Origin of the sequence: Enterobacter sp. IF2SW-B1 (assembly GCF_001743375.1) — a bacterium.
Lineage (GTDB): Bacteria > Pseudomonadota > Gammaproteobacteria > Enterobacterales > Enterobacteriaceae > Enterobacter > Enterobacter bugandensis.
Map to the genome: position 1 here is coordinate 322,000 of NZ_MJAA01000004.1, position 15,126 is coordinate 337,125.

The 15,126-nt window shown below is 55.0% G+C and carries 14 protein-coding genes; 1 reads left to right on the forward strand and 13 read right to left on the reverse strand.

Going from position 1 to position 15,126, the window contains the following annotated elements; translation table 11 throughout:
• Positions 1–3: 3 nt before the first annotated feature.
• From wcaI to A6013_RS11570, 13 genes are all read right to left on the reverse strand, one after another.
• A complete protein-coding gene (wcaI, locus tag A6013_RS11510) occupies positions 4–1,227 on the reverse strand; it encodes a colanic acid biosynthesis fucosyltransferase WcaI (RefSeq protein WP_028013793.1) in 1,224 nt (407 codons plus the stop codon).
• Entirely contained in the window at positions 1,224–1,703 is a 480-nt protein-coding gene (locus tag A6013_RS11515; protein WP_048999739.1) for a GDP-mannose mannosyl hydrolase, read from the reverse strand. Before A6013_RS11515 ends, wcaI begins: the two co-directional genes overlap by 4 nt.
• Positions 1,704–1,705: 2 nt before the next feature.
• Positions 1,706–2,671 (reverse strand): GDP-L-fucose synthase, encoded by a 966-nt coding sequence (locus A6013_RS11520; protein ID WP_024908102.1) that lies wholly within the window; start codon positions 2,669–2,671, stop codon positions 1,706–1,708.
• Positions 2,672–2,673: 2 nt separating this feature from the next.
• Positions 2,674–3,795 carry a GDP-mannose 4,6-dehydratase gene (gmd, locus tag A6013_RS11525; protein WP_003863514.1) on the reverse strand — a complete coding sequence of 374 codons (1,122 nt, stop codon included), beginning with the start codon at positions 3,793–3,795 and terminating at the stop codon, positions 2,674–2,676.
• Between the two features lie 24 nt (positions 3,796–3,819).
• Complete coding sequence (wcaF, locus tag A6013_RS11530; RefSeq protein ID WP_045260414.1) at positions 3,820–4,368, reverse strand: colanic acid biosynthesis acetyltransferase WcaF; 549 nt, start codon at positions 4,366–4,368, stop codon at positions 3,820–3,822.
• Between the two features lie 15 nt (positions 4,369–4,383).
• Positions 4,384–5,130: a colanic acid biosynthesis glycosyltransferase WcaE gene (wcaE, locus tag A6013_RS11535; protein WP_041909116.1), complete on the reverse strand. Its 747-nt coding sequence runs from the start codon at positions 5,128–5,130 to the stop codon at positions 4,384–4,386.
• Positions 5,131–5,146: 16 nt separating this feature from the next.
• Entirely contained in the window at positions 5,147–6,367 is a 1,221-nt protein-coding gene (gene wcaD / locus A6013_RS11540) for a colanic acid polymerase WcaD (RefSeq protein ID WP_028013797.1), read from the reverse strand.
• A complete protein-coding gene (gene wcaC / locus A6013_RS11545) occupies positions 6,342–7,559 on the reverse strand; it encodes a colanic acid biosynthesis glycosyltransferase WcaC (protein ID WP_045629829.1) in 1,218 nt (405 codons plus the stop codon). The genes wcaD and wcaC overlap by 26 nt, the downstream gene beginning before the upstream one ends.
• Positions 7,556–8,047 (reverse strand): colanic acid biosynthesis acetyltransferase WcaB, encoded by a 492-nt coding sequence (wcaB, locus tag A6013_RS11550; protein WP_045260418.1) that lies wholly within the window; start codon positions 8,045–8,047, stop codon positions 7,556–7,558. The genes wcaC and wcaB overlap by 4 nt, the downstream gene beginning before the upstream one ends.
• Positions 8,047–8,889: a colanic acid biosynthesis glycosyltransferase WcaA gene (wcaA, locus tag A6013_RS11555; protein WP_028013800.1), complete on the reverse strand. Its 843-nt coding sequence runs from the start codon at positions 8,887–8,889 to the stop codon at positions 8,047–8,049. The genes wcaB and wcaA overlap by 1 nt, the downstream gene beginning before the upstream one ends.
• 116 nt (positions 8,890–9,005) lie before the next feature.
• A complete protein-coding gene (gene wzc / locus A6013_RS11560) occupies positions 9,006–11,168 on the reverse strand; it encodes a tyrosine-protein kinase Wzc (protein ID WP_049137370.1) in 2,163 nt (720 codons plus the stop codon).
• A 2-nt stretch (positions 11,169–11,170) separates the two neighbouring features.
• On the reverse strand, positions 11,171–11,614 hold the full coding sequence (gene wzb, locus A6013_RS11565; RefSeq protein ID WP_045629833.1) for a low molecular weight protein-tyrosine-phosphatase Wzb: 444 nt from the start codon (positions 11,612–11,614) through the stop codon (positions 11,171–11,173).
• 6 nt (positions 11,615–11,620) lie between these two features.
• The gene (locus tag A6013_RS11570; protein ID WP_014170829.1) at positions 11,621–12,760 is read right to left on the reverse strand and encodes a polysaccharide export protein; all 1,140 of its coding nucleotides are present in this window, start codon (positions 12,758–12,760) and stop codon (positions 11,621–11,623) included.
• 692 nt (positions 12,761–13,452) lie between these two features.
• On the opposite strand from A6013_RS11570, the gene A6013_RS11575 reads away from it, so the two are divergent.
• On the forward strand, positions 13,453–15,036 hold the full coding sequence (locus A6013_RS11575; protein WP_047363153.1) for a TerC family protein: 1,584 nt from the start codon (positions 13,453–13,455) through the stop codon (positions 15,034–15,036).
• Positions 15,037–15,126 lie beyond the last annotated feature (90 nt).

Below are 15,126 nucleotides of genomic sequence, written 5' to 3' on the forward strand. Positions count from 1 at the left end.
GATTTATCCCCGTATATCTGCAATAAATTGGCTCAGCACGTTCTCTTTCTCGAGCGTGCGTTCGGCATATTCACGTGCCACCGTGTTCACTTTTGGCATGGCGAGTGCCTGTTCAATGCCGGTGACCAGCGCCGGGACCGATTCCGGCTCCACGCACACGGCAATCCCCGGATAGCTGTCACACAGCTGGCCTAATTCAGTTTCGGCTTCGGCCGTAATCACCGCGTTACCGCCCACTGCCAGAATGTTGGTCAGCTTGGACGGCAGCACCGCATCCGCCGCGCCGCGTTTTTGCACGACCAGATGGCAATCCGCCATTTTCAGCAGCGCGGGCAGCGCGTCGTACGATTGCAGCGGGAAAAACTTCACGTTGGTCAGGCCGCGTTCACTGGCCATCTTTTCCAGCCGCGCTTTTCCCCCGCCCTGTCCGACAATCACAAACGTCCACGGCTGTTCGATCAACAGCTGGGCCGCTTCAATAACGCTCTCCAGCCCCTGCTTTTCGCCGATGTTGCCTGAGTAAAGAATGATTTTTTGGTCTTCAGGCAAACCGAGCCGGGCGCGCAGCGCCTGAGCCTCTTGCTCCGTCACGTCGCGAAAACGCGCCACTTCGGACCAGTTCGGGAAGAAGATCACCTTCTCCGCCGGGACGCCCTTCTCCTGCGCTTTGTTCATCATCGAGCGCGAGATCGTTGAGACGTAATCCACGTTATGCAGGCCGCTGCGCTCAAAGGCGCTGGCGAGCTTCGCCACCTTGCCGCCCTTGCCTTTCCCGGCCATACCCAGACCGAGCATGGCGTCCACTTCATAATCCTGAATGTGCAGCAGGGTGCGCGCGCCGGAGAGTTTTCCCAGCAGGCGCATGCCCGGCGTGCAGAACAGCGTCGGCACCACGCCGATAATGCGATCCGGCTTCCAGCGACGCTGCGCCATCAGCGGGAAGAAACTGCTGAGGGCAAAGCTGCCCAGATGAATTAAACGTTTCAGCGTCGAGGGCTGTTTCGGCACGTAGAGCGGGCAGCGCCAGACGGTCGCGGCCCCCTCTTCGCGGCGATAGCGCCAGCTGGAATAGCGTTCGCCTACCTTCCACTCCGGGTAGTACGGCGGGGCAGTAATCACCCGCACGTCATGTCCCTGGCTCGCCATCCACTCCACCATCTCGCCGGTGTATTTCCCGATACCGGTTAATTCCGGCGAGTAGTTAATTCCGTAGACGAGGATTTTCATAGTCCTGGCACCTCGGCCTGACGTTCCGCGAGGAAATACGCCCGACTGTTGTCATGGACGTTGTCGCTTGCCAGCAGCGCCTCTGGCGCTAACCAGCGGTAATCGTCATGCTGAGAATCAGGCAGACGCAGGTCTGCCTCACTCACCTTCAGGCGGAACCCCAGCACGATGTAGTGCGTGGAGAACCCGGTGCCCGAAAAGTTATCGTCATAGAAGTGCTGCCAGACCCCGTAAAACTGGCCCGCTGCCATCGGCAACTGCAGGCCCAGCTCCGCCAGAGTGAGACGCTCAAACGCATCAACCAGCGTCTCATCCTTCTGCACGCGCCCGCCGGGCACGAACCAGAAGCCCTGTGCAGGACGATTGGTTCGTTTCCCCAGCAAGAACTCGCCGCGTTCGTTCTCCACGATCAAATCAATCGAGATGAGCGGAGTGGAACGCACTACCGTGGCAAAATCTTCCTGACTTAAAAACATCATTACCCCCGGAAGCGGTGCTGGTTTTCCAGGAACCACTGGTAGGTGCTGGCCAGCCCCTGCTCCAGTGAGACCTCGTGATACCAGCCCAGCTGATGCAGACGGGTCACGTCCAGCAGCTTGCGCGGCGTGCCGTCCGGTTTGGTCGCGTCAAACACCACGCGGCCCTTGTAGCCCACCACCTGCGCGATGGTCTGCGCCAGCTCGCGAATGGTGCAGTCCACGCCGGTACCCACGTTAATGTGCGACAGCATCGGCTCGGTGTTTTCCTGCCACACCTCGCGATCCAGTTCCATCACGTGAATGCTGGCAGCCGCCATGTCGTCCACGTGCAGGAACTCGCGCATTGGTGTTCCGCTGCCCCACACCACCACGTCCGGGGCGTTTTCGGCAGTCGCCTCGTGGAAGCGACGCAGCAGCGCCGGGATCACGTGCGAGTTGCTCGGGTGGAAGTTGTCGTGCGGTCCGTACAGGTTGGTCGGCATCACCGAGCGATAGTCGCGGTTATACTGACGGTTGTAGGATTCACACAGCTTGATCCCGGCAATTTTGGCAATCGCATACGGCTCGTTAGTGGCTTCAAGCGTGCCCTGCAACAGTTCGCTCTCGGCAATCGGCTGCTTCGCCATCTTCGGGTAGATACAGGATGAACCGAGGAACAGCAGCTTGTTCACGTTGTGCAGATGCGCCGCGTGAATGATGTTGCTCTCAATCATCATGTTCTCGTAGATGAAATCCGCCGGGTAGGTGTTGTTAGCGACAATGCCGCCCACCTTCGCCGCCGCCAGATACACCTGGTCAATGCGTTCGTTGGCAAAGAAGTCCTGTACCGCACGGCTGTCGAGCAGGTTCAGCTCGTCACGGGTGCGGACAATCACCTCTACGTCACCGCGCTGTTCCAGCTGGCGGACAATCGCGGAACCCACCATTCCGCGATGACCAGCGACAAAAATACGTTGTTTTGTCATTCTCAGGACTCCAGCGCGATGGCAACCTCGTAGCCATGAGACTTGAGCAGGGAGTGTTTTTTCGCTGCTTCAAGATCTTTGGCCACCATCTCGGAAACCATCTCCTGCAGAGTGGTTTCTGGTTTCCAGCCCAGCTTCTCGTGCGCTTTGGTTGGGTCGCCCAGCAGGGTTTCTACTTCAGCAGGACGGAAGTAACGCGGGTCAACCTGCACAATTACGTCGCCTGGCTTCACGCCTGGCGCGTCGTGGCCGGTCACGGACACAACGATACCCTTCTCTTCCACGCCCGTGCCTTCGAAGCGCAGTTTGATGCCCAGCTGCGCCGCAGCCATCTCAACGAACTGACGCACGGAGTACTGCACGCCGGTCGCGATAACGAAGTCTTCTGGCTGTTCCTGCTGCAGCATCATCCACTGCATTTTCACGTAGTCTTTGGCATGGCCCCAGTCACGCAGGGAGTCCATGTTGCCGAGGTGCAGGCAAGATTCCAGACCCTGAGCGATGTTGGCGATCGCACGGGTGATTTTGCGGGTCACGAAGGTTTCGCCGCGACGCGGAGATTCGTGGTTGAACAGAATGCCGTTACAGGCGTACATGCCGTAGGATTCACGGTAGTTCACGGTGATCCAGTAGGCGTACAGTTTTGCTACCGCATACGGAGAGCGCGGGTAGAACGGCGTGGTCTCTTTCTGTGGAATTTCCTGCACCAGGCCGTACAGCTCGGAGGTAGATGCCTGGTAGAAGCGAGTTTTCTTCTCAAGACCGAGGAAGCGAATCGCCTCCAGCAGACGCAGGGTACCCATGGCGTCAACGTCAGCGGTGTATTCCGGGGACTCGAAGGAGACCGCTACGTGGCTCATCGCCCCCAGGTTGTACACTTCATCCGGCTGTACTTCCTGCAGGATACGGGTCAGGTTGGAGGTATCGGTCAGGTCGCCGTAGTGCAGGTGGAATTTCGGGTTTGCCGCGTGAGGATCCTGATAGATGTGATCCACACGTTCGGTGTTGAAAGAAGACGCACGACGCTTAATACCGTGCACTTCATACCCTTTCTCCAGCAGCAGTTCTGCCAGGTAAGAACCATCCTGCCCGGTAACGCCGGTGATGAGAGCGACTTTAGACATGTTTATATTCCTCTACTTATGAATTTAATCAGTTTCAACGCGTTCGCGTATCACCACTGCGGGGTTGCCACGGCAAACTTTATTTGCCGGTAGCGATTTAAAAACGCTGCTGCGGGCACCGACTACCGTGCCATCGCCAACAGAAATACCTGGTGCAACAAAAACATCCGTTGCCAGCCAGCACTTTTCACCGATCACAATAGGCGAAGCGGTAATATCAAAATGCGGGCTCATAAAGTCGTGGCTGCCGGTGCATAAATAACACTTCTGTGAAACCACCGAATTTGCGCCAATCGTAATCTCGCCCAGGGTATATAACACCGCGTCATCCCCTACCCAGGCGTAATCCCCGAGGGTTAATTTCCAGGGGTAGGTAATCTTCACCGAAGGTCGAATAACTACGTTTTTTCCGATTTTTGCGCCAAACAGGCGCAATAAAAAGGCTCGCCAGCGGTACAGTATTTGCGGCGACCAGGCAAATAAGGTTGCCTGAACCGCCCACCATAGCTGTACCTTAATACCGTTCCCGCCCCGAAAACCTTTCGGTACGGAGAAACCTTTTAAATCCTGCATTGCGTTTCCTTATATTCAGGCTTTGTTATATAAGGTTTTTGTTTTACCTGTCGTACGCAGGCGTAATAAATAAGACAATTCCGCCCAGAATCCCGGCACGCGTAATATTTGACGCTGCACCTTTTTTGCATCCTGGCATAATTCCAGATTATTAGACGTTGACACGCCGCCCATCGAAAATTCAGACACCAGCCCTTTAATTCGACGGAACGGGTAACCTGATTTATACAGGCTGGCGGCCAGCGCATAATCGGATGACACCTTGTACTGCAAATCGTAAGGCTGTTTTTTCAGACCGTTTACCGGGAAGAAAATGGCCTGATGGCTGGCCGGCAGGCTATGGTAGATATACCAGCCTGGCTTGGCGCTGCGGCAGACTTTATGCCCGTCGCCAAAATCGAGCAGCGCATCGCCAATATACATGGCATCCTCTTTCTGGCGCGCCAGCTGACGAGCAAACAACGCCACGTCGTCGTGGAAAATATCGCCGGAGTTGAGGAAGATGGCATAACGGCCCTGGGCCATAGAAATGCCCTTGTTCATCGCATCGTAGATGCCTTTATCTTTCTCGCTGATGTAGCGTAAGTTGAACTCACCGTTGAGTTTTTCCAGAAACTCCGCCGTGCCATCGTTCGAGCCGCCGTCGACCACGATCCACTCAAAGGTGAGGCTTGGATCGCGCGCCAGGTTGCGCAGCGAGCGCCAGGTTTTTACCACCCCTTCGTAATTACGAAAAGCGACAGTAATGACGCTAAGAAACATAAATCACCTCATTTCGTCATACGTTCGTAATATTAAGCGCCTTACGCAAAATAAACGGACAGACAATCAAGAAAGCATATTCCGGGCTAAATATTGACCCGGTAAAAAACAGCGACACCGGCGTAAAAAGATAAAGCTGCACGCGAAAGTTCTGGTTATCACCAAACGCGTTGATCATCATTTTGAAAACTTTAAACAGATACCACAGCGTCAACAGTACGGCGAACCATGAAAAATAAATAATTAACAGATACAGACCATTGTCTATGGTTTTACCGACATCCGCACCGTTAAAGATTCCGAATGATGCAACATATTCGTAAAGTGAGCCGAATCTTACTACACCATCGATATGGGTTAAGGAATAACCCACCATCACCAGCGGACCAATGATGCGATAATAGGACGATGACCCTTCCGTTCCCAAATCACCCAGACGTTCTGAAATGTACGGAAACGCGAATATGACGCCCACTAAAAATACCGTCAGAGAGATTATCGCCAGCGGCAGTTTTTTCTTAATCGCATCTTTGTTCAGGTACTGGAACGCCCACTCCAGCAGGTAAAACAGGATAAATGTCATTACCCCTGAGAACGATCCAGACAGAACGATTCCTGCAAGAATCATAGCATCGGTCTTAGGCGTTTTGATACCAAACTGTTTGATGCTGAGCCAAATTGAGATTAACGCCAGAGCGAAAAACGCCGGTTCAAAATAGAGCGCCGTTGTACGCTTACCACCAAACTTAATGAAGTTCAGTACATAGCTGTTACTGTAAATGAGATATTTCGAAATTATCTCCATCAGGCTGCTGCCACCGGTCAAAATAATCTGCGCCATTTCCAGTGCGGCAAGCACAACAATTAACGCAACGGCAATATAAAAGAACCTGAGGATTTTCCGATAATTGTGCGGTGAAATAGTTTTGAAGCGAATACTCCAGACCATACCAATAATAATAACGATATAAACAAACAGCATGGTTGAAGTGACGTATTTACTGGCATCCAGCGACTGGCCAAAGATGTAGTTAAACAGCGTCAGGCCCGTGCCCAGCCCCAGGGCAATCATCAGCTTCTTCAGGTTGATTTTATCGACATACAGCAGAAGCAGAACGGGCAAAAAAGTCACGATGGTTATCGGGAAGCTTTCGCCGAGCTGGGCAATTTTGACGTTGACCAGCAGGTAGATCAGCGGCAGCAGCAGATAACTACAGATTCTGATAGAACGAGACATACTCCTCCAGCATCTGTTGTCCACTGTAGGCCTTGCGGCTGCGGTTGCGGAACGATTCCAGGTCAGTGCCAAAAACGGCCTCGGCGATCTGCGCCTTCGGCAGTTGCACCAGAGGCAGGACCTCGTGCCCGGCGAAGGTTTTTCCGCCGGATTTTTCCAGCACTTCGCGCGCTGCATCGCTGTGGGTGGCAATCACCGGCACGCCGATGGAGAGCGCCTCGCAGAGGATCAGCGGGTAATTATCCACGCGGGAGCTGAACACCAGCGCGTCCATACCATTCAGGGCGCTCATCAGCTTGCGCTTGTCGGTTTCAAACCCGTGATTCACCACGTTAGCGCCTTCGAACGGCGAGAATTTGCCAAAGGTATGCAGTTCAATTTTGTCGCCGAGCGCCATCATGTCGCGCACCAGCTGCTGGTTGGTTTTGCCGTCGTAGCGCAGATCGTGCGCAACGATGGCAATTTTCGGTTTGCCCGCGGTTTCCGCCACCGGCGTCAGCTCGGCCAGGATGGCTTCCGTCGCCACGTCGATACCGTTGTTGATAATCTGACAGCGCCCTGCCCCATACAGGCTGTTGAAGGCGTCGGCCACGTGCTGGCTCGGGGAGATAAACGTGCAGCCGAGCGAAAGCATGTCGCGGAACAACTGACGCTTTCCGTCTACCAACTGATGCGCGCGATCCACTTTCACCGGCGGATAGTTGCTCAACGTCGGGCATTTCTGGCAGCTATCTTTCCAGCCTTCGCAGCCGTCGGTAAACGCGCAGCGTCCGGTCACGCTCCAGTGATCGTGCAGCGTCCAGACGAAGCGGGTGTCGGGCTTGTGGGCCTGCACCTTCTGACAAAACGCCACCACCTCTTCCAGATTCAGCCAGTAGCTGTGCAGGACGTGAAAATGCAGCACAACCGGGCCGGTAGTGCGGGTCACGGTGCGATATAGACTGTTCAGGTTGCCAAACAGATCGCGGTTAAACAGGCGGAACAGCGCAATGTTGGCAACAGAGGTCAGACGCGGCGTGTGCTTGTGCACCTGCGGGAAGTTATCATGGCTGACGCTTTTCTTGCCGCCTTTGCCGTAGCCGTAAATAAACCGGGACTGAAGTCCTTTTTGCAGGGCACGCTGGTGCAGATCCAGCGCCACGCCTGCCGCTCCGCCTTCTGCGAGGCGTACGTTAAATTGCAGAATGTTCATTTAATCACCTTCACGCGGGCTTTCTCTCCCACCACCAGCGCGTTATCCGGAATGCTGTCCAGCACCACGCTGCCCGCCCCGATCGTCACGTTGTTACCAATCGTAATGTCGCCAATCATCACCACATTCGCCCCCAGCTCGACGTTATTGCCGATCACCGGGCAGGCCAGGCTGTCCGGCCCGCGGTTGCCGATCGTCACCCCGTGGCGAATGGTGAAATCATCGCCCGCAACCACGAACTTGTTGATCACCACCGCATAGCCGTGGTGGATGGTAAAGCGGCGGCCAATGGTGGCAGCGGCCTGGATTTCATAGCCAAAAAAGCATTCGGTGATGATGCGGTACAGCACCAGAATCGGTGCCGCCCAGATATTGTTCAGTACGTTTTTCTTGCGCCACACCGAGCAAAAGTGCGCGATGCGGTACGCCAGAACCATGCAGCACGGGCGCAGGCTCCAGCTGTTTGCGCGGCAATCTTCCAGAAACATTATTTCCCCCGAAGCCCGTCAGCCAGACGCTTGCCGTTACGCACCGACAGCAGCGTCAGCAGCGTGCGCCAGTTCATGCGCTTATTGCGGATCTGATACAGGGTAAAGAGCTGATACTTGCGGCTGGCACGGTCAAACTTGTCCTTGTGCTTGCGGTAAAAATGGAAGTAGCCTGAAAACTTCTTCGGTGAGGAGGTGATCTGCATCTCCCCGTGGTTGATGTGCAGGATCTGCGTGGCCTCTTCCACTTTCCACGGCTCGCCGTACTCCACCACCATCCGCAAGAAGATGTCGTAATCCTGCGCGGCCTTCAGTTCGGTATCGAACAGGCACTCCTTAAAGCGCCACGCCCAGGTAAAGACCTGATTACCGATAATGTTGCGCTTGTAGAACAGGCGACGAGAGTACGGTGATTTCGGGTACAGCGGCAGGCTCGCGGGCTGCGAGTAAACCTCGCCCTGGCAGACATAGTCGTTGGCATACAGAAAAGCGTGCGTGACCAGCTGCTCTTTATGCGAAAGGAAGACGGACAGGCGGTTCGGCGTCCATTCGTCGTCATCGTCGATGCCGGTCAGATACTGCCCTTTGGCCTGCATAATCGCCTGATTACGCACCGCGCACGCCCCGGAGTTAATCGGGTTATGGGTATACATCACGCGCGGATCGTTGAGTTCGGTGACAAATTTTTGCAGCTGTTCATACGAGGAAGAACAGTCATCAACGATGATCAGTTCCCAGTTATCGTAATCCTGACGTAAGACCGACTTAATAGCGCGGATCGCCAGCTGCTGACGGTTCCATGTCGGCATATAGATAGAAACTAAAGGGCGTTGTGTGGTCATCTTTTCCTCCTACCCCTCACCCCGGCCCTCTCTCCTGAGGGGAGAGGGTGAAAGGCGGCACCGGACAGTTCCCTCTCCCCTCTGGGGAGAGGGTTAGGGTGAGGGGGGGTGTTTTGTTATTTGCTGTCAGACTTGTATTCGTACTCGTAATAACCGTAATCCTGGTACCCGGTCGCACGACGGAAGATGGAGTTCAGGATGACCCCTTTCACCTCAATGCCGTTCTGCTCGAAGCGGCTCAGGCTGGTTTCCACTTCCTTCAGGGTATTCACCGCATAGCGCGCCACCATCAGCGTGGTACCCGCATGACGGCCAACCACGGCGGCATCAGTCACGGCCAGAATTGGCGGCGTATCGATCAGCACCAGGTCATAGTTTTTGCTCGCCCACTCAATCAACTGGGTGAAGCGTTCGCTCATCAGCAGTTCAGACGGGTTCGGCGGCACCTGACCACGCGGGATCAGGTCGAATCTCGGAATCGAGGTCGGCTTGGCGCTCTGGCTAATCTCTCCCTGACCCAGCAGGATTTCCGACAGACCGTTCACGTTGTTGGTGCCCAGCAGTTCGTGGGTATAACCCTTACGCATATCGCAGTCGATCAGCAGCACGCGCTTGTTGGTCTGGCTCACCACGGCCGCCAGGTTGGCACAGACAAAGGTCTTACCGATTGACGGGCTGACGCCGGTTAACATCAGGACGTTGTTTTTAGCCTGCATCATGGCGAAGTGCAGACTGGTACGCAGGCTGCGGATCGCTTCAATCGCCAGGTCGGTTGGGTTACCCACGGCCAGCAGCTGGCTCTGTTTGTAACGCTTAACGCCCTTGATGGTCTTGACGCTGTCACGGGATTTTTGCCACTCAGACAGCGGAATGCTGGCATAGACGTTGATACCACTCTCTTCCAGCACCTGCGGGCTTTCGATGCCGCGGTTGAACAGCGAGCGCAACAGCACGCCAACGATAGAGAGCATCAGGCCAAGAATGATGCTGCCGAGAATAATCAGCGCTTTCTTCGGCTTCAGTACGCCAGGCTGGGTAATGGCCGGGTCGACGATACGCACGTCACCCACGGTGCTGGCCTCGGTGATTTTCAGCTCCTGCTGTTTGTTCAGCAGCTGCATGTAAACCTGCTGTCCGGACTCCACGTCGCGGGTCAGGCGGACGATCTCCTGCTGCGTTTTCGGCATCGCGGTCACGCGGTCGTTCAGCTTCGCCTTCTCCTCTTCGAGAGTGCGGCGCTTCTCCAGCAGCGTGCGGTAGGCCGGGTGGCGTTTGGTGTAAAGCTTGGAAATCTCCGCCTCTTTGAAGGTCAACTCGTTGAGCTGCGCATCAATATTCACCATCGAGTCGAGAACCGATTTCGCCTCCAGCGGCAGGTCGACGGAGTCTTTATCCTGACGGTAGGCGTTCAGCTTGTTCTCGGCATCATCCAGACGGGCACGCACTTCCGGGAGCTGTTTAGCGAGGAACGCCAGGCTTTTCGCCGCTTCCGCCGACTTGCGCTCGACGTTCTGCTCAAGGTAGTTGCGGGTAATGCTGTTCAGGATGTCGCGAATTTGATCCTTATCTTCACCGGTAAAGGTCATGCTCAGCACGCCGGTGTCCTTACCGTTTTCGGTGACGGTCAGGTTGTTCTGTAGATTGTTGATCATCCCCAGCGTGGAGAATTTGGTGACGGTGAATTCACCGCCCTCCTGGGCGTGGATCGCGCTAACCATCATGCTAACGCCGTCTTTGTTCAGCATCTGCCCCACTTCGCCACGTGCGCTAAAGCCCGCATCGCTGGTCAGCTGATACTGTTTCGGGCCCAGCACCGTCAGGGTAAAGGTTTGATCCCCCGCCCCTTTCGGCAGCACAAAGTCAGTGACTTTTACGGTGTCATTGTTGCGCCCCATCAGACGGTCCCAGCCGGCACCGAAGATCGGGAACGTATTTTTGGTGACGGAGATGTCGAGTCCGAGGTCGTGAACCGTTTTACCCAGCACCAGACGCGACTGGATCAGCTGAATTTCAGCGTCGGATGCTGGCGGTTTGTTCGCCAGCGCGGAGCCGATATCCTGCACCAGCGAGTTGCCGGTATTCTGCTCGATCTGCACCAGCGCGTCGGCGCTGTAGATAGGTGTGGCGAACAGCGTATACACGACGGCCGCTGCGGCAAACACGGCGGTAATGCCAAGCACCCACCACTTTGCCTCGATAACCGTGCCGACCAGGCGACCAATATCAATTTCATCACTGCCCGAAGTCGGGGCGGCAGAAGGTCTTGTTTTTTCTGTCATTGTTATCCCTGCTGAGCTTTCAGTGCCTGCGCCCACTGTTGGGCAGACTGGTCAAGTAAGGTGTAAACCGCCTCGAAGGCTTCATGGCTCTTGCGATACGGATCGGGGATTTCGCGTTCGTTGTCCCAGTGACCAAACAGCATCACCTTGCCGCGCATCTCCGGAGCGATATCGCATAGCGCATGAATATGGCGTTTTTCCATTGCCAGAATCAGGTCATACTCCCGGCACATGCGGCCGGTGACCTGGCGGGCGATATGCCCGTCAAGAGAGAGGTTGTGATCGCGGGCCACGCTCGTGGCGCGCTCGTCGGCACCTTTGCCCACCAGCGCGCCCAGCCCTGCGGACTCGACCGTTAACTCGGGCTGGTACTGTTTCAACAGCCGTTCAGCCGTGGGGGAACGGCAAATGTTCCCCACGCATACCACCAGAATTTTGTTAAACATCGCGGATTACCAGGTATGAATGTCGCGCGCCGTATCCGTCATGTAGCGAACGCCACTGATGGTTGGCAGCAACTGGTTGATCAGACGGTTCCAGCGGGCAACCGGCGCGGTGGTGACGTAAACCACATCGTATGGCTGGAGACGGAACTCCGTCGCCATCACCAGAGACGTAGCATCGGACATATCCAGCTGGTAGATGTTGGCAATCTTGCCCTTCGCGCTGCCTTCACCCTTCAGCGGACGGATGACGAAGATACCGGTCGCGTTAGAGGTGGTCAGATCGATACCTTCAGCATTGCCCAGCGCTTCGGTCAGGGTCATGCCGCTGAAGTCCATTTTGAGAGTGCTCTGTTTCTTCACTTCACCCATCACGAAGACTTTCAGATCGTCGTTGCGCGGTACGTAGAGAATATCGCCCGGATAGAGCAGGCGGTTCTGGGTCAGGTCGCCGTTTTGCATCAGCGCCTGCAGCGAAATGCGCTGCTCTTTGCCGTTGTGGGTCAGCACCACGTTGCGCCAGTCGGCGCCGTCGGTTAAGCCGCCTGCGGCGTTAATGGCGTCCAGAACGGTGAGCGGAACGTTGGTGATGGCCTGCTGGCCGGATTTGTTCACCTGACCGGAGATATAGGCTTTTTGCGAGCGGAATGCGGCGATATTAACGTCCACCTGCGGGTCGGCGATGTACTGCGCTAAGCGGCCGGTAATATCACTACGGATCTCGGCAAGCGTTTTCCCGGCGACATGTACTTTACCAATGTACGGATAGAACATGGTGCCATCTGACTGTACCCAGTTCCCGGTGTCGCTTGAGCTACGGTACTGGCCCGCTGGCGTGGTCAGTTCAGGGTGGTCCCAGACGGTCACGTTGATCACGTCGCCCGGCCCCACGCGATACTGATAGGAGGCAATTTCCTGGTCCAGAGACATATTCGGCTGGGCAACATTCGGACGTGGACGTAATTGTTCGACCAGACGTGGCGTTAGTGGATAAACATTCACCATTTTGTCGAGATCAAAATCGGCATCCTGTTGCTTGATCACATCCTTACCCATTGTTGACATATTGCTGCCGGGAAAGACCGTGCAACCACTCATCAAGGTCACAGACACCAATAATGGCATCAATTTCATTTTGGATTTCATCATTGATTATTTATCACTTTGGCAGAGTAATTATCCTGTGCAATTTAAATAAGCCTGAGACGTATTGGGTTTCAGCATGCAGTTAATCAAATAGAAATATAACTGGCATCAGTCCTAAAAAAAGCTTATTCATCCATTGGCTATTGACAGAATAATCGAGGCTGATTCACACGCTTTCAGGCACGCTACCGCCCTTGGCTTTCAGTTACCAATCCACTGACTAAACAATGTGTTATGGATAGACACCCTCTTGAGTAAGGTCTTCTGGAAATATATCAGCCGCTTGAAATACACAACGGATAATGAATGACCATTCCGAAGACCAAAACAATAATAGCAACAACAAGATTTAACATTTGATGCTGGGAGAATTGTTGCAGCTAACCTAATAGCAGGCAAGGAGACAACTGTCCTAATATCTGTTTTTAAGATTAATATTAAGAGCAAAGTTTTGACCTTTTAGGATTTTCTTTATATTGACAAAAAGAGAGTAAAAACCATTATCTGCGATATATCCTAAAAAGCACTCAAAATAATAAAATATACGTATTTTGCTTATTTACACTCACCTGAGACTGCTCTCTTTTTTACGCATCGTATTAAGAGAAATCTCAGCCCGACATTGCATTTTCCCCCAGCTTTATCCATGATCGAAGTGTGACATTCGTCATATAACAGAAGGTATTGCTATTACTATGGAATGGATTGCCGATCCATCAATCTGGGCCGGGCTGGTGACGTTGGTCGTCATCGAATTAGTGCTCGGTATTGATAATCTGGTGTTTATCGCCATCCTCGCTGAAAAACTGCCTCCTTCCCAGCGCGACCGCGCGCGCGTGACGGGTCTGCTGCTGGCGATGGTGATGCGTTTACTGCTGCTGGCCTCTATCTCCTGGATGGTCACGCTCACTCAGCCTCTGTTCTCCGTTCGCGGCCTGAGCTTTAGCGCGCGCGACCTGATCATGCTCTTCGGCGGGCTGTTCCTGCTGTTCAAAGCCACGGTGGAGCTTAACGAGCGGCTCGAAGGCAAGGACAGCGAGAACCCGACCCAGCGACGCGGGGCGAGATTCTGGCCGGTGGTGGCGCAAATTGTGGTGCTCGATGCGGTCTTCTCCCTGGATTCGGTGATTACCGCCGTCGGGATGGTGGACCATCTCGCCGTCATGATGGCCGCGGTAATTATCGCCATCACGCTGATGGTGATGGCGAGCAAAGCACTGACCCGCTTTGTGAACAGCCACCCGACAATCGTGATCCTCTGCCTCAGCTTCCTGCTGATGATTGGCTTTAGCCTGGTCGCCGACGGTTTCGGCTTCCACATTCCGAAAGGCTACCTGTACGCCGCCATTGGCTTCTCCGTCATGATTGAAGCGCTCAACCAGCTGGCGATATTTAACCGCCGCCGGTTTCTCTCCGCGAATCAGACCCTGCGCCAGCGCACGGCCGACACCGTGATGCGCCTGTTGAGCGGCAGGAAAGAGGATGCCGAGCTGGACGCCGAATCCTCTGCCCTGCTGGCCGATCACAGCGACGGGCAAATCTTTAACCCGCAGGAGCGGCTGATGATCGAGCGCGTGCTTAACCTGAATCAGCGCACGGTCAGCAGCATCATGACCTCCCGGCATGACATTGAGCATATTGACCTCACGGCACCGGAAGAGCAGATCCGCGCCCTGCTGGATAAAAACCAGCACACCCGCGTGGTGGTCACCGGCGGTGAAGAGGAAGAGGAGCTGCTGGGGGTGGTACACGTGATTGACCTGCTCCAGCAGCAGCTGCATGGCGAGCCGCTCAACCTGCGCGCGCTGGTACGCCAGCCGCTGGTCTTCCCGGAAGCGCTTCCGCTGCTCTCCGCGCTGGAGCAGTTCCGCAACGCACGCACCCACTTCGCGTTTGTGGTGGATGAATTTGGTTCGGTGGAAGGGCTGGTCACGCTCAGCGACGTAATGGAAACCATCGCCGGTAATCTGCCAAACGAGGTGGATGAGATTGATGCCCGCCACGACATTCAGAAAAACGCTGACGGCTCGTGGACGGCCAACGGCCACATGCCGCTGGAAGACCTTGTGCAGTACGTGCCGCTACCGCTGGATGAAAAACGGGAATACCACACCATTGCCGGTCTGCTGATGGAGTATTTGCAGCGCATCCCGCAGCCGGGAGAAGAGGTTCAGGTGGGCGACTATCTGCTTAAAACCCTGCAGATTGAAAACCATCGCGTGCAGAAAGTGCAGCTAATTCCTCTGCGGGATGAGGAAGAGCTGGATTTTGAGGTTTAGGTAAACCAAAACGGCAACCCCGTTGCCGTTTTGGTGTTTGCTCCCTCTCCCGTGGGAGAGGGTCGGGGTGAGGGCATCAGGCCGCACCGC